Below are 20505 nucleotides of genomic sequence, written 5' to 3'. Positions count from 1 at the left end.
GCCGCGTGTTCGACACCCTGAGCGACCGGCTGTCCGGGATCTTCACCAAGCTTCGCGGCAAGGGCAAGCTGTCCGACGCCGACATCGACGCCACCGCGCGCGAGATCCGTCTCGCGCTGCTCGAGGCCGACGTCGCGCTCTCGGTCGTCAAGCAGTTCATCAACCGGATCAAGGAACGGGCCCGGGGGGCGGAGGTCTCCCAGGCGCTGAACCCGGCGCAGCAGATCGTGAAGATCGTCCACGAGGAGCTCATCGGCATCCTCGGCGGCGAGGCGCGGCGGCTGCAGTTCGCCAAGCAGCCGCCCACGGTGATCATGCTTGCCGGTCTCCAGGGTTCCGGTAAGACGACGCTCGCCGGCAAGCTGGCCCGCTGGCTGAAGGAGCAGGGGCACCAGCCGCTGCTGGTCGCGGCCGACCTGCAGCGTCCCAACGCGGTGAACCAGCTCCAGGTGCTCGGCGGGCGGGCCGGCGTCGAGGTGTACGCGCCCGCGCCGGGCAACGGCGTCGGCGACCCGGTGCAGGTCTCGCGCGACGCGATCGGACACGCCCAGCGGCAGATGCGCGACGTGGTCATCGTCGACACCGCCGGCCGGCTCGGTATCGACGCCGAGATGATGCAGCAGGCCGCGGACATCCGTGACGCGGTCAACCCCGACGAGATCATCTTCGTGATCGACGCGATGATCGGTCAGGACGCCGTGGCCACCGCCGAGGCGTTCCGCGACGGCGTCGGCATCACCGGTGTCGTCCTCTCCAAGCTCGACGGTGACGCACGAGGCGGTGCCGCCCTCTCCGTACGCGCGGTCACCGGGCAGCCCATCCTCTTCGCGAGCACCGGCGAGAAGCTCGAGAACTTCGACGTCTTCCACCCCGAGCGGATGGCGTCGCGGATCCTCGACATGGGCGACATGCTCACCCTCATCGAGCAGGCCGAACGCGCCTTCGACGAGGATCAGAAGGAGCGCATGGCCGCCAAGCTCATGGGCGGCGAGCAGTTCACCCTCGAAGACTTCCTCGAGCAGCTCATCGCGGTGCGCCGCATGGGCCCGATCGCCAACGTACTCGGCATGCTGCCCGGCATGGGCCAGATGAAGGACCAGCTGGCCGAGGTCGACGACAAGCACTTCGACCGGGTCACCGCGATCATCCGCTCGATGACCCCCGGCGAGCGCACGAACCCGAAGATCATCAACGGGTCGCGCCGGGTGCGCATCGCCAACGGCTCGGGCACCACCGTCATGGACGTGAACCAGCTGCTCAACAGGTTCGCCGACGCCCAGAAGATGATGAAGCAGATGGGCGGCATGATGGGCCTGCCCGGCGGTCGGCGGAAGGCGACGAAGTCGCCGAAGAACAAGCGCAAGGGCAAGGGCGGCGGTCAGCGGCCGCAGCGCCCCGCCGCGATGCCGCAGCTGCCGGCCGGGTTCGACCCGAACGCGCTGGGCGGCGGTGGCGGCGGCTTCACCCCGCCGAAGCTGGACTTCTCCCAGCTTCAGAAGCGCCAGCGTGACTGACGCCCTTCACGTTCGGGGCGTACTCCTGCCCGACGACGTCACCCGGGACGTGTGGCTCGTCGGCGACCGGGTCACGTTCGAACCGGTGCCGGGCGCCGTGTCGGTGTGCGACCAAGGATTCATCCTGCCCGGGCTGGTCGACGCGCACTGCCACATCGGGATCACGCTCGGCGGTCCGCCCGCCACGATGGCCGAGGCCCGCGAGGCCGCGTTCGTCGATCGCGCCGCCGGGGTCCTGGCGATCCGTGACGCGGGCTCGCCGCTTCCGTACGGCCCAGCCTTCGACGACGACGTCGACTTCCCCCGGCTGGCCAGGGCCGGCCGGCACATCGCCGCGCCCCGCCGCTACCTGCGCGACATCGGTGTCGAGGTGTCCGCCGAAGACCTGGACGCCGAGGTGCGCACGCAGGCCGCGGCCGGGTCGGGCTGGGTCAAACTGGTCGGCGACTGGATCGACCGCTCCCTCGGTGACCTGGCCCCCTCGTGGGACGGGGCGGCCCTTCGTTCCGCGGTCGCCACCGCGCACCGGGAGGGTGCCCGGGTCGCCGCGCACGTGTTCGCCGAGGAGTCGGTGGCCGCACTGGTCCGGGCCGGCATCGACTCGGTGGAACACGGCACCGGCCTGAGCGACGACGACATCGCCGTGATGGCGGAAAAGGGCACCGCCCTCGTGCCGACGCTGCTGAACGTGCGCACCTTCGACCGCATCGCCGCCCAGGCGCAGGAGAAGTTCCCGACGTACGCCGCGCACATGCTCGCCCTGCGCGACCGCATGCCGGGCGTCGTGCGGAAGGCGCACGAGGCGGGCGTACCCCTCTACGTCGGCACCGACGCGGGCGGCTCGCTCGAACACGGCCTCGCCGTGCAGGAGATGCTCCTGCTCGCCGAGGCCGGCCTGTCGAACGAGGAGGTCCTCCGGGCCGGCTCCTGGGGCGCACGGGAGTGGCTGGGCTTCCCCGGCCTGGTCGAAGGCGGCCTGGCCGACCTGGTCGTGTACGGCGAGGACCCGAGGAAGGACCTGCGCACCCTCCTGGCGCCCGTAGCACTGATACTCCGCGGCCGCCCGCTTTGAGACGGGTGGGAGGCCATCAACATCAACTAGCCCCGATGATGTTGATAAGCTCCCACCCGGTCGAGCGCGGCCCGCACCGCGGCAACTGTGGCGCCCGGATTGTCACGAATGTCGGCAACCCCGAAGCGGAGCACTGTCCAGCCGCAGGCGTTCAGCGCGTTCATCCGTCGGAGGTCGCGCTGGAACTGGCCGCGGCCCCGGTGATGGTCGCCCTCGTACTCGACGCCGACCTTCCATGTCGGGTAGGCGAGGTCGAGCCGGGCGACGAAGATGCCGACGGCGGTACGCACCACGTGCTGGGTGACCGGTCTCGGCAGGCCGCTGCCAAGTAGCAGGACCCGGAGCCGGCTCTCCTGCGGGGACGCCGCGCCAGCGTCGCTGGCCAGCAGAACCGTGTGCAGCTGGTCGATACCGGGCCACCCCGGCCGATCCGTTGCGAAGGCGGCGAGCCCGCTCTTCGTGATCAGCTTCGCGGCGAGCATCGCGTCGACGGCGACCACCGCTTCGACGACCGGCAGCCTCCGCCCCAGGTCGAAGGCGGTGCGCTCGGCCGAGGTGAACGAAACGCCCGCCCGTTCGGTCGCGTCGTAGGGCGGAAGCGGAGACCGTACGATCGCGAGACCGTCCGGCGCCCGGAGGCGCGTGCTCAGCGGGACGGTCACCTCGACGGGCCCGTCACGGACGAGGACGCCGGCGCCCCAGAGGCCGGCCGCCGAGCGGCCGCTGATCGCGCCGCGGCCACGGAGGTGCAGGCCGGCCGCAAGGCACCGCGTGCGGTGGTCGAGCGCCAGGCCCGACCAGACGTAGACGTCGGGTAGGAGGCGGCACCACGTGTCGCCTTGGAGCTGGCGGCGGGTGAGCAGCCCGGCGGCGACGGCCGCGGTGCCGGCGAACGGAGCGGTCGTCAGCTCGCGGGGAACGGCGATCGTCCGGGGCATCGGGACAGGATCGGCGAGTCACCGGTGCTGCGGAAGGACGACTTTCGTGGCTGTGGACAACCGGGTGGTCTTCCACAGGTGACCCGGACCCGCGGCCATGACGGCGCCGCCTACGATTGGCGGTCATGGCGCGTGTGCTCACTCCCCGTGCGGAAGATTTTCCCCGCTGGTACCAGGATGTCATCGCAAAGGCCGAGCTGGCCGACAACGGCCCGGTGCGCGGCACGATGGTCATCCGGCCCACCGGGTACGCCATCTGGGAGCGCATGGTCGACGAGATGGACGCCCGCATCAAGGCGGCCGGCTCGCAGAACGCCTACTTCCCGCTCTTCATCCCGGAGAGCTACCTGCGCCGCGAGGCCGAGCACGTCGAGGGCTTCTCGCCGGAGCTGGCGGTCGTGACCCACGGCGGCGGAAAGCAACTGAGCGAACCGGTTGTCGTGCGGCCGACGAGTGAGACGGTCATCGGCGAGTTCATGGCCAAGTGGGTCAGCAGCTACCGCGACCTGCCGCTGCTGCTCAACCAGTGGGCCAACGTGGTGCGGTGGGAGCTGCGGCCGCGGGTCTTCCTGCGCACGTCGGAGTTCCTCTGGCAGGAGGGGCACACCGCGCACGCCACCGAGGCCGACGCCCGCGCGTACGCCCGCCGGATCCTGCACGACGTGTACGAGGACTTCATGGTCAACATCCTCGCGATCCCGGTCGTCGTCGGGCGGAAGACGGCCCGGGAGCGGTTCGCCGGCGCGACGAACACGTACACGCTCGAGGGCATGATGGGCGACGGCAAGGCCCTGCAGATGGGCACCAGCCACGAGCTCGGCCAGAACTTCGCGAAGGCGTTCCAGATCGAGTACTCCAGCAGGGAAGGCGGCCGCGAGCTCGCCTGGACCACCTCGTGGGGCTCGTCGACCCGCATGCTCGGCGGCATGATCATGTGCCACGGCGACGACAACGGCCTCCGCGTGCCGCCGCAGGCGGCCGCCGTTCAAGCGGTGGTCACGGTCGTCAAGGACGGAGACCAGGTTCTTGCGACGGCGAACAAGCTCCGTGACGCGCTGAGCGACGCCGGGGTGCGCGTGATCCTCGACGACCGGGTCGACACGCCGTTCGGCCGGCGCGCCGTCGACGCCGAGCTCAAGGGCTACCCGGTGCGGGTCGAGGTCGGCCCGCGCGACCTGGGCCAGGGCAACGTCACGCTCGTGACGCGGTACAACGGGACGAAGACCCCGCTGCCGCTCGACCAGGCCGTCGACGCGGTGACCGCCGCGCTTCACACCGCGCAGGAGAGCCTGCTCACCGAGGCCCGCACGCGGCGCGAGGAGAACACCGCCGAGGTGTCGACGGTCGACGAGGCGATCGAGGCCAGCGGCGCGGGCTGGGCCCGGCTGCCGTGGAGCGCGGTCGGCGTCGAGGGGGAGAACAAGGCGAACCAGCAGGGCGTCACCGTCCGCTGCCTCACCCGGGAGGACGGCACCGTGCCCGACTCCGAAGACGAACCGGGCCTCGTCGCCTACCTCGCGCGGGCGTACTAGGCGCATGGCGTTCGCGCCGGGCACGCCCGCGCTGCGGCGGCACTACATGCGCGGGCACGAGCTCAGCCGCGTGTGGGTGGGGCACGTCGCGGCCGACGACGAGCAGGGCCTGTGGCTGTACTTCGCCACGGGCAGTGCGTGGCGCAACCTGGGCGCGGCCGACGGCCGCACCTTCCGCGAGGTGCCGTTCCGGCACTGGGGACGCGTGGAGCACGCGCTCTACGACGGCGTCTGGAACGGCGACGTGCTCATGCTCCACCCGCCGGACGCGCCCTACTCGGTGTGGACGTTCTTCACGGCCGGCAGGCACTCGTCCTGGTACGTCAACCTGGAGCGGCCCGGCGTCCGCTGGCGCAACGACGACGGCCTCGTCGGCCTCGACACCGTCGACTACGACCTCGACATCGTGGTCGCGCCCGACCGGACCTGGCGGTGGAAGGACGAGGACGAGTTCCTCGACCACCTCGCGGTCCCCGAGAACTACTGGTGCGACGACGAGGCCGCCGTGCGGGCGTCCGGCGCCGACGTGGTCAAGCTCATCGAGGCCGGCGCCTTCCCGTTCGACGGCACGCGGGCCGACTTCCGGGCGGACCCCACCTGGACCGTGCCGACGACGATCCCGGCCGGGTGGGACCGGCCCCGCGCGTGGTGACCCGGTTCCGGCCGGGCCAGCTGCTGGCCCACCGGCACTTCACCCACAAGGACCTGGTGTGGGTACCGCTGGTCCGGGTGGTCTCCGACGACGAGCGCGGGCTGCTCATGTGGATGCCGCACGGCACGCCGATGATGCGCGAGGTGACGCTCGACGGCCGCGGCCCGCGTGGCATGCCGTTCAGCGACTGGCTCCGCGAGCCCAAGCACATGGTCGGCGACATCCACCGGGGGCCGAACATCCTCAAGCTCGTGCCGCCCGACTCGTCGCACTCGGTGTGGTGGCTGTTCCGTCCACCGGGCATCTTCGCCGCCTGGTACGTCAACCTGGAGCGGCCCATCGCGCGGTGGGACGACGGCGCCGTGGCCGGCATCGACACCACCGACTTCGACCTCGACATCTGGGTGTGGCCCGACCGCCGGTGGCAGTGGAAGGACGAGCACGAGCTCGCGGAGCGCCTCGGCTTCCCCGACCACTACTGGGTGAGCGACCCCGACGCGGTGTGGGCCGAGGGCCGCCGCGTGATCCCGAAGATCGAGGCGGGCGACTTCCCGTTCGACGGCACCTGGACCGACTTCACCCCCGACCCGGGCTGGGAGATACCGGACCGGATGCCGGAGGGGTGGGACCGGCCGCGGGTCGGCTGACGACCTGCACCGAGCCGTACCGCCCGTTGACCCGCCAGTCGCCCTCGAGGTCCGTCACGCTGTTCTCGTCGACGCCCACCAGGACGTCGGACTTCAGCGTGCGCAGCGCGACGATCGCGGCGTCGAGCGGCGGGACCGTCGACGCGAACGGGGTCGCGATGGGCCACCGGAGGTCGCCGACCAGCCGGCGGTAGTTGAGGTCGCCCTTGAAGACCAGCACGTCGGCCGCGCCGAACAGGTCCGGCGGTGCCTCGTGGAACGGCAGCGGCGCGCAGAAGAACGGATGCGTGGCCACCACGAACCGGCCCTCCGCCGCGGCCGTGTGCAGGCGGGTGGCGAGGTCGGTGGCCCGCCCACCGGCCGACGCCAGCGCACGCAGGCACTTCACCAGGTCGGTGGTCGTGGCGTCGGAGACGTAGTACGGGTGGGGCTTGAGGTGCACGGTCACCTCGTCGACCCCGCCACCGGCCAGGAGCCAGTCGACCAGCCCGAGGTCGGCGAGCAGCTCCTTGCCGGCGTTGTCGGCGACAAGGCCCACGCGCGGGGCGCCGGTGAGTACCGATAGAGCGTCGTCTGTCTGGTCGACCACCAGGTGCGCGGCCGGGCCGATCGCGGAGCCGAGCTGGAAGCCGAGGTCCGCCTGGTTGCCCCAGAGCGCGGCGAGCAGCCGCTCGGCGGGGGTCAGGTCCGGGAGGTCCAGCGACGCCGAGGCCAGGTCGGCGTCCTTCAGGAACGCGAAGAGGTCGAACCCGGCCCACGGACCGTCGGGCGTGAAGTACCCGATCGCCTCCAGCAGGCGGCGGTAGAACACGCTCTCCGCCGCGAGGAACGGCGTGCCGAGCCATTCGGGGGTCAGGGTCTCGTGGAGAAGCTCATCGAGCGCCGTGCGCGTCGACGGCGGGAACGGGTGGGCCTCCACGAGGCTGGCGAACATCGCCGGATGGCGCTCGTGCCACACGTGCCAGGGAAGCGTGCCGGGCACGTTGCTGAGGATCGGCTCCACCGCAGCAGGTTAGCGGGCGCGGGTCGCGCCGGAGGAGGAAGATCGTGCTCATGGCGTCACTTCGAAAGCTCCTCGAGGCCCCGACCCCGGCGGACCTCGCCGCGATCGACCCCCGCTCGACCCCGGGCCTGCCGAAGGCGGCCCGCAAGGCCGCCGACCCGAAGGCCTGGTCGGCCGCGGAGCTCGCCACGCTCGGCACCGAGCTGGCCGGGCTGCAGGAGCGCATGTACGCCTCGACCCGCGAGAACGGCAACCAGCGGCTGCTCATCGTGCTGCAGGCGATGGACGCCGGTGGCAAGGACGGCCTGGTGCGGCACGTCGGCGGCGCGTTCAACCCGCTCGGGCTCGAGGTGACCAGCTTCAAGGCGCCGACCAAGGAGGAGCTCCGGCACCACTTCCTGTGGCGGATCCGCAACCGGCTGCCCGAGTCCGGACACGTCGGCATCTTCAACCGCTCCCACTACGAGGACGTGTTGATCGTGCGGGTGCACGACCTCGTGCCGGAGACCGAGTGGCGGGGGCGGTACGACGAGATCAACGCGTTCGAGCGGGACCTCGTGAACGACGGCGTGATCCTGGTCAAGATCATGCTGCACATCTCGCCGACCGAGCAGCTCGCCCGGCTACGGGAACGGCTCGAGGATCCGACCAAGTTCTGGAAGTACAACCCGGCCGACGTCGACGAGCGGGCCCGGTGGGACGACTACCGGGTCGCCTACACCGAGGCGCTCACGCGGTGCTCGGAGGCGGCGCCGTGGTACGTGGTGCCGGCCGACCGGAAGTGGTACCGCAACTGGGCGGTCGCGAGCCTGCTCGTCGAGATCCTGTCGGCGGAGAACCCGCAGTACCCGCCGGCGACCTTCGACCTGGCGGCCGAGAAGAAGCGCCTCGGCTGAGTCGCCTGGCTTCCTCCCGGGCCGGCGGGCCCGAAAGGAGGTGGGTGTGGCACAATTACCGGCTGGAATCCGGCACACGTCCGCGCCCTCTAACCCGGGCGTGTCGCCACCCATGAGCGAGCAGGTCACATGTCCCCACGTGACGACCCGCACGGCTCAGCCTCGAAACGTAGGAGCAGTATCACCGTGGCCGTACGCATCCGGCTTCTGCGGATGGGCAAGATCCGCAACCCGCAGTACCGCATCGTCGTCGCCGACTCGCGCACCAAGCGCGACGGGCGCGCGATCGAGGAGATCGGGATCTACCACCCGAAGGAGGAGCCCTCGCGCATCGAGGTCAAGTCCGACCGGGTGCAGCACTGGCTCAGCGTCGGCGCCCAGCCGAGCGAGCCGGTTCGGGCGATCCTGTCGAAGACCGGCGACTGGCAGAAGTTCAAGGGCCTGCCGGCGCCCACCGAGCCGCTGAAGGTGGCGGCCGCCCGTGCCGACCGCACGGCGATCTACGAGGCCGAGGCGCAGGCCGCCGCCGGCGTCGAGGGCGGCAAGGCGATGAAGAAGGCCGAGCCCACGAAGAAGGCCGAGCCGAAGAAGGCCGACGCCAAGAAGGCGGAAACGGTCGAGGAGAAGAAGGCCGAGGAGACCCCGGTCGCCGCCGCCGAGGAGCCTGCCGGTGCCAGCGCCGACCAGGCGAGCTGAGGCAGGGTCGGCGCGCCGCGCCGACGTCCTGCGTCCGGCCCTCGAACACCTGGTCAAGGGGATCGTCCACAACCCCGACGACGTCCGGGTACGCATGATCGACTCACGCCGTGGCCAGCGCCTCGAGGTGCGCGTGCACCCCGAGGACCTGGGCACGGTGATCGGGCGCGGCGGCCGCACGGCCAAGGCGCTGCGCCAGGTCATCGGCTCGATCGGCGGGCGCGGGGTGCGCGTCGACATCATGGACTCGTACTAGTCGCATGCTGCTCGTCGTCGGCGAGATCGTGCGCCCGCACGGGGTGCGCGGTGAGGTCGTGGTCGACGTGCGTACCGACGAGCCGGGTGAACGGTTCGCGCCCGGGACGGTGCTGGTCACCGACCCGGGCCCGGCCGGCCCGCTCACGGTCGAGTACGCCAAGCCGCACCTCGGCAGGCTGATCGTCGCGTTCGAGGGCGTCGAGGACCGCGACGGGGCCGAGACCCTGCGCCGGGTCCAGCTGTGCGTCGACTCCGACGACATCCCGCTGCCCGACGACCCCGACGAGTTCCTCGACCACCAGCTGATCGGGCTCACCGCGGTCGACCCCGCCGGCGAGAAGATCGGCGAGGTCGTGCGCATCGACCACGGCCCGGCCCACGACATGCTCGTGCTGAGCCGCCCCGACGGGCGGACCTCCCTGGTGCCGTTCGTCAGCGCCATGGTGCCCGAGGTCGACCTGGCCGGCGGCCGCCTGGTGATGACGCTGCCCGAGGGCCTGCTCGACCTCTAATGAAGATCGACATCCTCTCCATCTTTCCGGAGTACTTCTCGCCGCTCGACCTGTCGCTGATCGGGCGGGCGCGCTCCGCCGGGCTGTTGCGCGTCGACGTGCACGACCTCCGCCGGTGGACGCACGACGTGCACCGCACGGTCGACGACACCCCGTACGGCGGCGGGCCCGGCATGGTGATGCGGCCCGAGCCCTGGGGCGAGGCGCTCGACTCGCTGGTCTCCGACGACTCCGTACTGGTGGTGCCGTCTCCCGCCGGGGAACCGTTCACGCAGGCCGTCGCGGGCGAGCTCGCACGCGCGTCCCACATGGTCTTCGCCTGTGGGCGGTACGAGGGCATCGACCAACGTGTGATCGACCACTTCTCCGGGAGGGAGATCTCTCTCGGCGACTACGTGCTCTTCGGCGGCGAGGTGGCGGTGCTCGCGATCGTGGAGGCGGTGGCGCGCCTGATCCCCGGCGTGCTCGGCAACGCCGACTCGCTGGTGGAGGAGTCGCACACCGACGGGCTGCTCGAGGCGCCCGTGTACACCAAGCCGGCGTCGTGGCGCGCTCACGAGGTCCCGGAGATCCTGCGCTCGGGTGACCACGGCCGCATCGCACGGTGGCGCCGCGACCGGTCCCTGGAGCGGACGGCCCGGCGGCGGCCCGATCTGCTCGACCCCGATGCTTTGTCGCCGCGTGATCTCGCGGCCCTCACCGAGGCCGGATTTCCGGATACCGGGGATGGTGTGGCAAAGTAGTGAGGTTCCCTGATGACCTGTTGCGCGCTTCGGCGCGCCCGCGAGCCGCGAGGAAGTACACGCGATGAACACGCTCGATGCCCTGGACGCCGCGTCGCAGCGCACCGACATCCCGGCCTTCCGGGCCGGCGACACCGTCAAGGTGCACGCGCGGGTTGTCGAGGGAAGCCGGTCCCGGGTGCAGATCTTCCAGGGTGTGGTGATCCGCCGGCAGGGTTCCGGGCTGCGCGAGACCTTCACGGTCCGCAAGGTCACCGGTGGCGTCGGCGTTGAGCGGACGTACCCGATCAACAGCCCCGGCGTCGACCGCATCGAGATCGTCACCCGTGGTGACGTTCGGCGGGCGAAGCTCTACTACCTCCGTGACCTTCGCGGCAAGGCCGCCAAGATCAAGGAGAAGCGCGAGAAGGTCCGCGGCTAGTTCTCCCGCTCGCGGGGCGCTTTAAATATCGTCCGGGCGGGATACCCTTTTCTTCAATGGACCCATATCCCGGCGAGCGCGCCCCCCGGGCGTCGCAGGCGCCACGGCGGTACACGAGCGGCGGTGCCGGTGGCACCTCCGCCACCGCCCGTGGCCGTGCCTGGGAAGGTTCGCCTGAGCTGCGCGGTCCCGCCGGTTCGCGGGTGTACGGGCGCGACGACCGTCCGCGCCGGGCCACCGCCTCCGAGCGGGCCCGGCGCGAGCCCCTCCGGCCTCCTGGCAGTCCCGGCACCGCGCGGGTCGTGAGCACCGACCCGGATCCCGAGTTCGACGCTCCGCCCCCGCCGATCTGGCGCCGGCGGGGCCGCCGGCGGCGGGCGATGCCCCTGTGGCAGGAACTGCCGCTGCTGCTCGTGGTGGCGTTCTGCCTCGCGGTGCTGATCCGCACGTTCCTGCTGCAGGCGTTCTTCATCCCGTCGTCGTCGATGGAGACCACGCTGCTGGTCGGCGACCGGGTGCTGGTCAACAAGATCGTGTACGACATGCGCGACCCCACGCGCGGCGAGGTCATCGTCTTCCGGGGCACCAACCGGTGGGCACCCGAGGCGCGGGCGGCGCAGGGGAGCGGCTTCCTCGCGAAGGTCAGCGGCACAGCCGGCGACCTGGTGGGTCTGAGCCAGCCCGGCGAGAAGGACTTCATCAAGCGCGTCATCGGCCTGCCGGGCGACACCGTCGAGTGCTGCGACGAGCAGGGCCGGGTGCTCGTCAACGGCGAGCCGCTCGACGAGAAGGCCTACCTCCCCGAGGAGATGGACTCGCCGCTCGACGCGCCGCCCACGCCGGGCGCCTGTGGGCCGCGCCAGTTCGACCCGGTGACGGTCCCGGCCGGCGAGCTGTTCGTGATGGGCGACTACCGCGGGGTGTCGCAGGACTCCCGGTGCCAGGGCCCGGTGCCGATCGAGAACGTCATCGGTCGGGCCATCGCGGTGGCCTGGCCGAGCAGCCGGTGGCACGGCCTCCCGGCGCTGACCTCTTTCGAGGGAACGACTACCGCGAGCGGACCCCTTCCGGTCAGGAAGGAATCCGACACCGGGGCCGGGTGGGTGCTGGTGGTGCCGATCCTCGCAGGTTTGGTCATACCGGCGCGTTCCCGGCGGACGTGGTGGCCGCAGCAGCGTAGGCTTCTGGAGTGATTGACGAGTCGTCCTCCACCCGGCGCCGTGGCAGCTTCTGGCGCGAGCTTCCGATGCTGCTGATCGTCGCCATCGTGGTCGCCGTGGTGGTGCGGGCCTTCGTCCTCCAGACGTTCTACATTCCGTCGGAGTCGATGGAGAAGACTCTCCTCATCAACGACCGGGTGCTCGTCAACAAGCTGATCTACAACTTCCGATCGCCGCACCGGGGCGAGGTCATCGTCTTCGAAGCGCCGTCGAACTGGCGCAGCGGCACCGCCGACGAAGACTTCATCAAGCGGGTCATCGGCATCCCCGGCGACCGCATCGTCTGCTGCGACGAACAGCAGCGCCTGGTGATCAACGGGCATTCGCTCGACGAGCCGTACATCTACTCGTCCGACGATGGCGTGGTCGACCTGGCCAGTGAGCAGCCGTTCGACATCGTGGTGCCCAAGGGCCGGTACTGGATGATGGGCGACCACCGGTCGCACTCCAGCGACTCGCGGGAACGGTACGTCCGCGACGGCGACCTCACGGGCGCCACCATTCCCGAGGACGCGATCGTGGGACGCGCATTCGTGATCTTCTGGCCGGTGGGCAGAGCCACCTGGCTCACGGTGCCGAACACCTTCGACAAGGTGCCCGATCCGAAGTAGTCGGCGTCCGCGCGTAGGCTGATCCGGTCATGTCCGAATCATCGGTGATCGAGCGTCGGGCGGCGCGGGTGCTCGTGGTCGACGCGGCCGGTCGGGTCCTCATGCTCCAGGGTTTCGATCCGGCGGATCCGGGCCGGCGGTACTGGTTCACCGTCGGCGGCGGCCTGGAGCCGGGCGAGTCGGTGGCGGAGGCCGCGGTGCGGGAACTGTTCGAGGAGACCGGGCTTCAGATCACGGTGGACCGCCTGGGCGCGCCCGTCTGGAGCGACGTCACCGAGTTTCCGTTCGACGGGCGGCGGTACCGCCAGGAGCAGCAGTGGTTCCTCGTGCGGGTGCCTTCTCTTTCGGTGGACCGGTCGGGCTTCGACGCGATCGAGCGCGCGACGGTCTCCGATGTGGCGTGGTGGTCTCTGTCGGACTTCGCGACGTCCCGGGACGCGTACTATCCGCCGGATCTGCCGTCGTTGCTGCGCCGTCTGGGGGTGGTGTGAATGCTGGCTCCGCCACGGACGATCGTGCACCGCGAAGGCGGCCTGTACGCACTGGAGCGGGCGTTGCAGCGGCGCGGGTTCCGGCACGTGGCCGGTGCCGACGAGGCCGGCCGGGGCGCCTGCGCCGGTCCCCTGGTGGTCGGCGCCGTGGTGCTGCCCGAGGGCAGGCGCGGGGAGATCGACGGTCTCACCGACTCGAAGCTTCTGTCGGCGCCGGTGCGGGAGCAGCTGTACGCGGAGGTCGTCGCGCGGGCGCTCGCCTGGTCGGTGGTGATCATCGAGCCCGGTGAGGTCGACGGCACCGGCCTGCACGTCTGCAACCTGGCCGGGATGCGGCGGGCGCTGGCGTCGCTGTCGGTGACGCCGTCCTACGTGCTGACCGACGGCTTCCCGGTGCCGGGGATCACGGCGCCGGGGCTCGCCGTGTGGAAGGGCGACCAGGTCGCGGCCTGTGTGGCGGCGGCGAGCATAGTGGCCAAGGTCACCCGGGACCGGATCATGGTGGACCTGCACTCGCGGTGGCCGGCCTACGGTTTCGACGAGCACAAGGGGTATGCCACGCCGGAGCACTCGGCCGCCCTGAAGTCGCACGGGCCGTGCCCCGTGCACCGGTTCTCGTATGCGAACGTGGCGGCGTGCACGGATGCGGCCGAGCTACCGCCGGCGGTTCGGCGACGGGTGCGGGGAGGTACCGTGGCTGTCGCCGGCGTTGCCGCGCGTACCCAGCTCGTGCTGGGAGAGAATGTCGGCATGGAGGGCGGTTCAACATGAGCGCAGAGGATCTCGAAAAGTACGAGACCGAGATGGAGCTGCAGCTCTACCGGGAGTACCGCGACATCGTCCGCCAGTTCGCGTACGTGGTGGAGACCGAGCGGCGGTTCTATCTCGCGAACCAGGTCAACATGCACGTGCGCAACTCCGACGGCGAGGTCTACTTCGAGGTCGAGATGCACGACGCGTGGGTGTGGGACATGTATCGCCCGGCCCGCTTCGTGAAGAACGTTCGCGTGATGACCTTCAAGGACGTCAACGTGGAGGAGCTCGAGAAGCCCGAGATCTCGTTGCCTGACAGCGGGTTCTCCGGGTAGCACGCCCGGGCGTGTGGGCCGGGGTCGTCCACATGCCAACGTGGCTGTCCACAGGGGACGGGGTCGTCGTTGTGGGCGGGGGCCTGTGGGTCGAGGCTCGGTGTATGCGGGTCCTGGGTGTGGTTCTGGCGTTTCTCCTTCTTCTTGCCGCTCCTGCGCTGGTGGCGCGGGCGGCGCCTGCTCCGGTTGCCGGGTTCGGGTGGCCGCTCGATGGCGCGCCCACGGTGGTGCGGCGGTTCGACCCACCGCCCGAGCCGTGGCTGGCCGGGCACCGGGGTGTCGATCTGGCCGGGTCGCCCGGGTCGCCGGGTGCGGCGGTGCTGGCGGCCGGAGCGGGAACCGTGGCCTTCGCCGGCACCGTGGCCGGTCGGGGTGTGGTGAGCGTCAGCCACCCCAACGGTCTACGCACGACGTACGAGCCCGTCGACGCGGCGGTGCGCGCCGGTGAACCGGTCGGCCGGGGCACCCGGCTCGGTACGCTGGCCGCCGGTCACGCGGGCTGCCCGGTTGCGGCGTGCCTGCACTGGGGCCTCCGCCGCGGCGACACGTACCTCGATCCGCTGCTGCTGCTCGGGTTCGGCCGCGTCCGGCTGCTGCCGCTGGGTTCGGCTACAGCGACTTGAGGAACGCGGGGAGGCGCTCGGCCAGCCGGTCGTACTCGTCGGCGAGGTTGTAGATGTTGGCCGAGAGCCGCAGGAAGCCGCGGTTGCGCCAGCTGCTGACCTGCACCTCGGTCTGGAGCTCGTCGGCGATGCGGCGGCGCAGCAGCATCGCGTCATCGGGCGTCGAGGCGATGCCGGCCGGTAGCGGCACGATGCGCATCGGCAGCGCGCCGCTGCCGGGCGTGCCTTCGGCCGGGCTGCCGGGTGTGCCGCTGGCCGGCCTGCCGCGCGTGCCGGTGCTGGTGGGTGCGGTGCCGGTGGGTGCGGTGCCGGTGGGCGGGCCCGTCGGGGTCGGGAGCGAGTCGGGGGTGTGGCCGAGGGCGGCTCCGACCGTCGCCTGTGCGTAGGCGGCGAGGGCGGCGTTGTGGTGGCGGACCCGGTCGAGCCCCAGCGTGCGCAGCACGTAGGTGCCCACGGGCGCGGCGAGCCACGCGGTCGGGTCGGTGACGCCGGAGAACTCGAGGCTGCCCGGGAAGCCTTCGGCTTCGCGCCACGACACCACCGGCGTGCGCACCCGGCCGCGCCAGCGGGCGGCGACGTGCAGGAGCGCGGTGCCGCGCGGGGCGTAGGCCCACTTGTGCAGGTTGCCGACCCAGAACTCGGCCGGTGCCGGGTTGCTGATCACGCCCGGTGCGTGCGCGGCGTCGACGAACATCGGGACGCCGGTGCCGCGCAGCGCCGCGTGTACGGCGGCCACGGGCATGAGCCGCGCGGTCGGTGACGTGATGAGGTCGAGTGCCACGAGCCGGGTGCGGCCGCTCATGGCGGCGCGGAGCGCCGCGACCACGTCGTCGTCGGTGGCGTCGAGGCGGATCGGCACTTCGCGGACCAGCGCGCCGGTTTCGCGGCAGGCGCGTTCGATGGCCATGGCTACGGCGCCGTACCGGTGGTCGGTGGTGAGGATCTCGTCGCCGCGGGCGAGGTCGAGCGAGCCGAGCACGATGGAGACGCCGGTGGTGGCGTTGGGGATCACGGCGCAGCCGTCGGGGTCGAGGCCGACGAACGTGGCCAGGTGGCGGCGGGCCGCGGTGACCCGGTCGTCGAGGGCGCCGCCGGCGAAGAACCTGACCGGGTTGGCTTCCATCTCGTCGCGGAGCCGCTGCTGGGCCCGCTGGACGGGCACCGGCACGGCACCGAACGAGCCATGGTTGAGGTGGCTGACCGCCGGGTCGAGGCTGAACAGGAGCCGGGCACCGGGTACCGGCTCGGGCGGCGTCACGGTCAGCACACCTGATCTTACGCCCGGGGATGTGCCTGCCGGTACGCCGAGCGGAGCCGCTCGATCGACACGTGCGTGTAGATCTGCGTGCTGGACAGCGACGCGTGCCCGAGCAGTTCCTGCACGCTGCGCAGGTCGGCCCCGCCCTCGAGCAGGTGTGTGGCCGCCGCGTGCCGCAGCCCGTGCGGGCTGGTGTGCGGCAACCCCGCGGCGGCCGCCGCCCGCGCCACGATCCGGCGCACCACCGTCGGATTGAGCCGCCCACCCTTGGCACCGAGCAGGAGCGCGTCACCGCTTCCCGGGGTGACGAACGTCGGCCGCCCCCGGCGCAGCCACGCCTCGAGCGCCCGCTCGGCCGGCACACCGTAGGGGACCGCCCGCTCCCGCGCGCCCTTGCCGAATACGCGCAGGACCCGGCGCGACCGGTCGACGTCACCGAGATCGAGACCGCACAGCTCGGCCACCCGGATGCCGGCCGCGTACAGGAGCTCGAGGATCGCGTGATCGCGCAGCGCGGTCGCCGTCTCCTCGGCACTGGCCGCGGCGGCCACCTCACCGACCGGGCCGCCGGCAGAGGCGGTGTCGGTGGGTGTGGTGGTGTTGGTGGGCGTGGCGATGGGGGTCTGTCGAGCGGCGCGGGTGGGCGTGGTGGCGCGGGTCTGCGGAGCGGCGCGGGTGGGCGTGGCGGCGGGGGTCTGCGACGCGGCGGGGGTGGGTGTGCCGGCGCGCGTGGCCGCCGGTGGTTCGAGTAGCCCGGCGACCTGGTCGGCGCGGAGCACGTTGGGCAGGTCTCGGTGGGGTTTCGGGCTGGCCAGGCGCTGGCCGGGGTCGTCGCCGGTCAGGCCGGACCGGTGGGCCCACGCCGTGAACGTGCGGGCCGCCGCGGCACGGCGGGCCAGTGTGGTGCGGGCGGCGCCGGTGGTGCGTAGGCGGGCCAGCCAGCTGCGGAGGGTCAGCAGGTCGAGGTCGGCCGGGGTGGTGGCGCCCATGCGGGACGCGTGGTCCAGGAGCGAGACCACATCGCCCAGGTAGGCGCGCACGGTGTGCGCCGACCGGTTCAGCTCGGCGGCCAGGTGGACCCCGAACGCGTCGACCGCCGTGCGCATCGCCTCCGGCAGCTCGGCGTGCCGGTCCTCCGTGGTACCCACGCCATGGACGGTCACCCGCCGGCACGCGGGAGTCAAGCGGGCCGCGCCAACCGGTAGCCGTCGTCGATCACCTCCACGTGGCCGAGCGTCACCAGCAGCGGCAGGGACCGGCGCGCGTCACGTCCACTCACCCCGGCCGCCGCGGCGATCTCCTCCGCGGTCAGCGGCCGGCGCATGGGCACGCCCTCGAGCACCTGCCGGGCCATCGGGTCGAGCCGGTCGTGGGGACGCTCGGGCGTCACCGGCAGCGGAGCGAGGTCGACGCCGATGCGCCCCACCTCCTCGATGACGTGCGCCACCGACGCCACCGCCCGCGTGCCCTCCACCCGCAGCTCCTCGTGGCAGCCGACCGACATGGCCGACGTCACCGGCCCCGGCACCACCAGCGTCGGACGCCCCAGCAGCCGGGCGCGGCCCAGCGTCTGCCGCGCGCCGCTGCGGTGCGCCGCCTCGACGAGCACCGTGCCCGCCGACGCCGCGGCGATGACACGGTTGCGGATCAGGAAGCGGAGCTTGTACGGCGGAGCGTCGGGCGGCCACTCGCTGACGACCAGACCCTCCTCGCCGATCCGCTCGAACATCGCCGTGTGGCTGACCGGATAGGGCCGGTTGATCCCGCACGCGAGCACCGCCACCGTCACGCCCCCACCCGCCAGGGCGGCCCGGTGCGCGGCGCCGTCGATACCGAGCGCCCCACCCGACACCACGGTCCAGCCGCTCTCGGCCAGACCACCGGCGAGATCACCGGCGACGTAGGCGCCGTACTCGCTGGCGGCCCGCGCCCCGACGACCGCCACCGAACGCTCGAACGCCTGGTCGAGCCGGTGCGGCCCGCGTACCCACAACGCCAGCGGCGGGTCGGTGTCGCGGTCGGCCACCTGCCCCGTGTAGCCCCGGCTGATCCGGATCAGGTCGGCGAACCGGGCCGGCCACTCCTCGTCGACCGGGCAGACGATCCGCACCCCCAACCGGTCGGCGTCGGCCAGCAGCCGGTGGCCGAACTCCTCGACGGCCGCGACGGTCAACGGCCGGCCCAACCGGGTGGCGGCCGCGCCGACCAGCTGCTCGGACACGCGCTCCGCGCACAGCGCCTCCGTCGCCACGAACGGGCCGGCCCGGCGCACGACCTGCCCGAGCTCGCGGTTGCCCGGCTCGACGATCGCGCTCAGCCCAGCCCAGAGCGCCCGTTCGGTGGTCATCGTGTTCCCCTTCGCAGGTCGAGGGCCTCGCAGACGTCGGCCAGTTCGGGATGCGCGCGACCGTCGAGGTCGCACATGGTCCACGCGACGCGCAGGACCCGGTCGTGACCGCGCGCCGAGATCAGGCCGCGGTCGAGGTCTTTCGCCAGCGGTGCGCTGACGACGCGCGGAAGCCGGTACCGGGCGTCGCGCAGCGTCCGTGACGGCACGCCCGCGTTGGTGGCGCCCCACCGCTCCGCGGCCGCCGCACGGGCGCCGGCGACCCGCGAGGCCACCGCCTCCGACGACTCGCCCGCCTCGTCGCCGAGCACCGCCTCGGGCCGGGCGGGGGAGAGCTTCACCTGCAGGTCAATGCGGTCGAGCAGCGGCCCGGACAGCCGGCTCAGATACCGGCGACGTGCCAGCGGCGAGCACTCGCAGTACTGGTCGCCGCCGGGCCGCGCGCACGGGCAGGGGTTCGACGCGAGCACCAGCTGCACCCGGGCGGGAAAGACCGTCTCGGCCCGGGACCGGCTGATCCGCACCACGCCCTCCTCCAGCGGCTGCCGGAGCGCCTCCAGGGCCGCCGGGCTGAACTCGGGCGCCTCGTCCATGAACAGGACGCCGTGGTGGGCCCGGCTCAACGCACCCGGCCGGCCCACCCCCGACCCGCCACCGACCAGCGCGGCCACCGACGTGGTGTGGTGGGGCGCCTGGAACGGCGGCTGGCGGATCAGCGGGCTCTCCTCCGGCAGCGCGCCGGCCAGCGAGTGCACCGCGGTGACCTCCAGCGCCGCCTCGTCGGACAGCGGCGGCAGCACGGTGGGCAGCCGCTGCGCCAGCATGGTCTTGCCGGCACCCGGAGGGCCGAACAGCGCCAGGTTGTGCCCACCGGCCGCGGCCAGTTCGACGGCGCGCCGGCCCCGGTCCTGGCCCAGGACGTCGGCGAGGTCGAGGCCGTCGACGTCGGCGTCGGGTCCGGGGGAGGGCGGGTCGAGGAGTGGACCGTCGCAGCGGAGAAAACCGATGAGCCGGGCGAGCGTGTCGGTGGCCCGCACCACGATTCCCGGGACCAGGGCCGCCTCGGCGGCGTTCTCCGCCGGCACCACCGCGTAGCGCAGACCGTTTCGCATCGCGGCCACTACTGCCGGCAGGACGCCGCGGACCGGGCGGACCGTGCCGTCGAGGCCGAGTTCGCCGATGAGGACGGCCTCGCGCAGCGGGTCGGCCGGGATGGCGCCGGCGGCGGCCAGGAGGGACGCGGCCACCGCCAGGTCGAAGGAGGAGCCGTGCTTCGGGAGGTGCGCGGGAAGCAGGTTCACGGTCAGGCGGCGTTGGGGCCACTCCTCACCGGAGTTGACCACCGCCGCCCGTACACGGTCGCGGGCCTGGGTGAGGGCGGCGTCGGGGAGACCGGTGACCACGAGCGACGGCAGGCCGGCGGCCACGTCGGACTCGACGACGACCATCTGGCCGACCATCCCCACCAGGGCGACCGCCCGGACCTGTGCGTAGCCCATCAGAACGCCGCCCGCAGGTGCTCGACCAGCGCCGGCCCGCGGCGTGGACGCATCACGCTGATCACGTCGAAGCGGACCTCGACCTCGTAGCCGGGATGCTCGGAGAGCCAGATGGCCGCGAGCCGGCGCAGCCGCAGGCGTTTGGTGGCCACGACGGCTTCGGCCGGCGGGCCGAACCCGCGGTCGCGGCGGGTCTTCACCTCGACGAAGACGAGCGTTCCGGCCTCACGCGCGACGATGTCGACCTCGCCGTCGGGGCACCGCCAGTTGCGGGCGAGCACCTGCATGCCCGCCACGTGGACCAGGTACTCGACGGCGCGGCGTTCGCCGTACGCGCCGACCGCTCTGCTCGCCAGTGACATGGGCCGACGATCGCGGGCCGGGGAGGTCGGGACAACGGGAACATGATCGAACTGTGGACAGCGAGGGTGCCTGTGGACGGGCACCCGCGAAGCGTCCTGATCTGTTATGGCGGACCCGGGAA

Annotated in this window: 24 protein-coding genes; 17 read left to right on the top strand and 7 right to left on the bottom strand. The window is 72.2% G+C overall.

Translation table 11 applies throughout. The features are described 5' to 3' along the window. Positions 1–5: 5 nt before the first annotated feature. Together ffh and Voc01_RS00535 are read left to right on the top strand one after the other, a co-directional pair. Entirely contained in the window at positions 6–1514 is a 1509-nt protein-coding gene (gene ffh, locus Voc01_RS00540; protein ID WP_203925192.1) for a signal recognition particle protein, read from the top strand. Next, the gene (locus Voc01_RS00535) at positions 1507–2586 is read left to right on the top strand and encodes an amidohydrolase family protein (protein ID WP_203925191.1); all 1080 of its coding nucleotides are present in this window, start codon (positions 1507–1509) and stop codon (positions 2584–2586) included. The genes ffh and Voc01_RS00535 overlap by 8 nt, the downstream gene beginning before the upstream one ends. Before the next feature lie 26 nt (positions 2587–2612). Here the strand turns inward: Voc01_RS00535 and Voc01_RS00530 are convergent, their stop codons facing one another. Further along, positions 2613–3524 carry an endonuclease domain-containing protein gene (locus Voc01_RS00530; RefSeq protein WP_203925190.1) on the bottom strand — a complete coding sequence of 304 codons (912 nt, stop codon included), beginning with the start codon at positions 3522–3524 and terminating at the stop codon, positions 2613–2615. Between the two features lie 125 nt (positions 3525–3649). Between Voc01_RS00530 and proS the strand changes: the two genes are divergently transcribed. From proS to Voc01_RS00515, 3 genes are read left to right on the top strand one after another with little or no spacing between them, the layout of a single operon-like run. After that, complete coding sequence (proS, locus tag Voc01_RS00525) at positions 3650–5056, top strand: proline--tRNA ligase (RefSeq protein ID WP_203925189.1); 1407 nt, start codon at positions 3650–3652, stop codon at positions 5054–5056. A 4-nt stretch (positions 5057–5060) separates the two neighbouring features. Further along, entirely contained in the window at positions 5061–5708 is a 648-nt protein-coding gene (locus Voc01_RS00520) for a ribonuclease FAU-1 family protein (RefSeq protein WP_203925188.1), read from the top strand. Next, positions 5684–6355, top strand: a complete 672-nt coding sequence (locus Voc01_RS00515; RefSeq protein WP_239159822.1) for a ribonuclease FAU-1 family protein — start codon at positions 5684–5686, stop codon at positions 6353–6355. The genes Voc01_RS00520 and Voc01_RS00515 overlap by 25 nt, the downstream gene beginning before the upstream one ends. Here the strand turns inward: Voc01_RS00515 and Voc01_RS00510 are convergent. Further along, complete coding sequence (locus Voc01_RS00510; RefSeq protein WP_203925187.1) at positions 6285–7358, bottom strand: damage-control phosphatase ARMT1 family protein; 1074 nt, start codon at positions 7356–7358, stop codon at positions 6285–6287. The two genes, Voc01_RS00515 and Voc01_RS00510, sit on opposite strands and share 71 nt — an antisense overlap. Before the next feature lie 50 nt (positions 7359–7408). Here Voc01_RS00510 and Voc01_RS00505 point away from each other — a divergent pair, with 50 nt between their 5' ends. From Voc01_RS00505 to Voc01_RS00450, 12 genes are all read left to right on the top strand, one after another. Next, the gene (locus tag Voc01_RS00505) at positions 7409–8254 is read left to right on the top strand and encodes a PPK2 family polyphosphate kinase (RefSeq protein ID WP_203925186.1); all 846 of its coding nucleotides are present in this window, start codon (positions 7409–7411) and stop codon (positions 8252–8254) included. 186 nt (positions 8255–8440) lie between these two features. After that, positions 8441–8950, top strand: a complete 510-nt coding sequence (rpsP, locus tag Voc01_RS00500; RefSeq protein WP_203925185.1) for a 30S ribosomal protein S16 — start codon at positions 8441–8443, stop codon at positions 8948–8950. Next, positions 8925–9206: an RNA-binding protein gene (locus Voc01_RS00495; RefSeq protein ID WP_239159821.1), complete on the top strand. Its 282-nt coding sequence runs from the start codon at positions 8925–8927 to the stop codon at positions 9204–9206. The genes rpsP and Voc01_RS00495 overlap by 26 nt, the downstream gene beginning before the upstream one ends. Positions 9207–9213: 7 nt before the next feature. Next, positions 9214–9720, top strand: coding sequence for a ribosome maturation factor RimM (gene rimM, locus Voc01_RS00490; RefSeq protein WP_203925329.1), 507 nt, complete (start codon positions 9214–9216; stop codon positions 9718–9720). Continuing rightward, positions 9720–10463, top strand: coding sequence for a tRNA (guanosine(37)-N1)-methyltransferase TrmD (gene trmD, locus Voc01_RS00485; RefSeq protein ID WP_203925184.1), 744 nt, complete (start codon positions 9720–9722; stop codon positions 10461–10463). Before rimM ends, trmD begins: the two co-directional genes overlap by 1 nt. A gap of 64 nt (positions 10464–10527) precedes the next feature. Then, positions 10528–10884: a 50S ribosomal protein L19 gene (gene rplS / locus Voc01_RS00480; RefSeq protein ID WP_203925183.1), complete on the top strand. Its 357-nt coding sequence runs from the start codon at positions 10528–10530 to the stop codon at positions 10882–10884. Between the two features lie 380 nt (positions 10885–11264). Continuing rightward, positions 11265–12077, top strand: a complete 813-nt coding sequence (lepB, locus tag Voc01_RS00475; RefSeq protein WP_203925328.1) for a signal peptidase I — start codon at positions 11265–11267, stop codon at positions 12075–12077. Then, complete coding sequence (gene lepB / locus Voc01_RS00470) at positions 12074–12715, top strand: signal peptidase I (RefSeq protein ID WP_203925182.1); 642 nt, start codon at positions 12074–12076, stop codon at positions 12713–12715. Before lepB (Voc01_RS00475) ends, lepB (Voc01_RS00470) begins: the two co-directional genes overlap by 4 nt. Before the next feature lie 29 nt (positions 12716–12744). Continuing rightward, entirely contained in the window at positions 12745–13206 is a 462-nt protein-coding gene (locus Voc01_RS00465; RefSeq protein WP_203925181.1) for an NUDIX hydrolase, read from the top strand. Next, on the top strand, positions 13207–13977 hold the full coding sequence (locus tag Voc01_RS00460) for a ribonuclease HII (RefSeq protein ID WP_203925180.1): 771 nt from the start codon (positions 13207–13209) through the stop codon (positions 13975–13977). Beyond that, the gene (locus Voc01_RS00455) at positions 13974–14294 is read left to right on the top strand and encodes a DUF2469 domain-containing protein (protein ID WP_203925179.1); all 321 of its coding nucleotides are present in this window, start codon (positions 13974–13976) and stop codon (positions 14292–14294) included. The genes Voc01_RS00460 and Voc01_RS00455 overlap by 4 nt, the downstream gene beginning before the upstream one ends. Positions 14295–14398: 104 nt before the next feature. After that, the gene (locus Voc01_RS00450) at positions 14399–14917 is read left to right on the top strand and encodes a M23 family metallopeptidase (RefSeq protein WP_203925178.1); all 519 of its coding nucleotides are present in this window, start codon (positions 14399–14401) and stop codon (positions 14915–14917) included. On the opposite strand, the gene Voc01_RS00445 is transcribed toward Voc01_RS00450, so the two are convergent. From Voc01_RS00445 to Voc01_RS00425, 5 genes are all read right to left on the bottom strand, one after another. Next, positions 14904–16184, bottom strand: a complete 1281-nt coding sequence (locus Voc01_RS00445; RefSeq protein WP_307781549.1) for an aminotransferase class V-fold PLP-dependent enzyme — start codon at positions 16182–16184, stop codon at positions 14904–14906. The two genes, Voc01_RS00450 and Voc01_RS00445, sit on opposite strands and share 14 nt — an antisense overlap. An 8-nt stretch (positions 16185–16192) precedes the next feature. Continuing rightward, positions 16193–17281: a tyrosine-type recombinase/integrase gene (locus Voc01_RS00440; protein WP_203925326.1), complete on the bottom strand. Its 1089-nt coding sequence runs from the start codon at positions 17279–17281 to the stop codon at positions 16193–16195. Between the two features lie 74 nt (positions 17282–17355). Beyond that, on the bottom strand, positions 17356–18522 hold the full coding sequence (locus Voc01_RS00435; protein ID WP_203925177.1) for a DNA-processing protein DprA: 1167 nt from the start codon (positions 18520–18522) through the stop codon (positions 17356–17358). Further along, entirely contained in the window at positions 18519–20021 is a 1503-nt protein-coding gene (locus Voc01_RS00430; RefSeq protein WP_203925176.1) for a YifB family Mg chelatase-like AAA ATPase, read from the bottom strand. The genes Voc01_RS00435 and Voc01_RS00430 overlap by 4 nt, the downstream gene beginning before the upstream one ends. Next, positions 20021–20383, bottom strand: coding sequence for a YraN family protein (locus Voc01_RS00425; protein WP_203925175.1), 363 nt, complete (start codon positions 20381–20383; stop codon positions 20021–20023). The genes Voc01_RS00430 and Voc01_RS00425 overlap by 1 nt, the downstream gene beginning before the upstream one ends. Positions 20384–20505: the final 122 nt, after the last annotated feature.

Source organism: Virgisporangium ochraceum (genome assembly GCF_016863655.1).
In the GTDB taxonomy this organism is placed as follows: Bacteria; Actinomycetota; Actinomycetes; order Mycobacteriales; family Micromonosporaceae; genus Virgisporangium; species Virgisporangium ochraceum.
The sequence above is the reverse complement of the archived record's forward strand: the minus strand, read 5'-3'. Positions and strand labels throughout refer to the sequence as shown.